Here is a 733-nt window from a genome sequence, read left to right on the forward strand (position 1 = left end):
GGGCGAGACCAGGCTGTTTGAGGCCAACCGCCGCATGGTCGCCAACCAGAAGGAACAGCTGCGCCTGCAGATCGTCCAGCTCGACGAACAGGTGCGCGGCTTCAAGGCGCAGAGCCGCTCCAACGACAGCGAGGCCGAGATCGTCGAGCAGGAGCTCGCCAAGACCGAGAAGCTGCTCGCAAGCCAGCTGGTGCCGATCTCGCAGAAGCGCGACCTGCTGCGCCAGCGCGCCCGCATCGAGGGCAGCCGCGGCGAGCTGATCGCCAAGGTCGCCGAGGCCGAGGGCGAGATCAGCGAGCTCAACATGAAGCTCATCTCCATCGACCAGACCACCCGCAAGGAGGCGCAGACCGAGATCGTCAACCTGCTTGCCAAGATCGCCGAGCTCAACGAGCGCGAGATCGCCGCCCGCGACCGCCTCACCCGCATGGAGGTGCGCGCCCCCGTCGACGGCTTCGTCTATGACCTGCAGGTCCACACCATCGGCGGCATCATCGCGCCGGGCGCCACCGTCATGTCGGTCGTCCCGAAAAGCGAGCACCTCAGCGTCGAGGTCCGCATTCCCCCCGTCGACATCGACCGCGTCTCGCCCGGCCAGCCGGCCCGCATGCGCTTCACCGCCTTCAACCAGCGCACCACCCCGGAACTCCACGGCACCGTCGACGTCGTCGCCGCCGCAACCACCCTCGACCGCGCCACCGGCCAGCCCTACTACCTCGCCTCCCTGTCGCTT

Annotated in this window: 1 protein-coding gene; it reads left to right on the forward strand. The window is 68.3% G+C overall.

Features of this window, described 5'->3' with window-relative positions; genetic code table 11:
• The coding region (locus tag RGCCGE502_RS34345) for a beta-barrel domain-containing protein (RefSeq protein WP_016558838.1) at positions 1-733 on the forward strand (733 nt) is incomplete at both ends.

This window comes from Rhizobium grahamii CCGE 502, from assembly GCF_000298315.2.
GTDB lineage: Bacteria > Pseudomonadota > Alphaproteobacteria > Rhizobiales > Rhizobiaceae > Rhizobium > Rhizobium grahamii.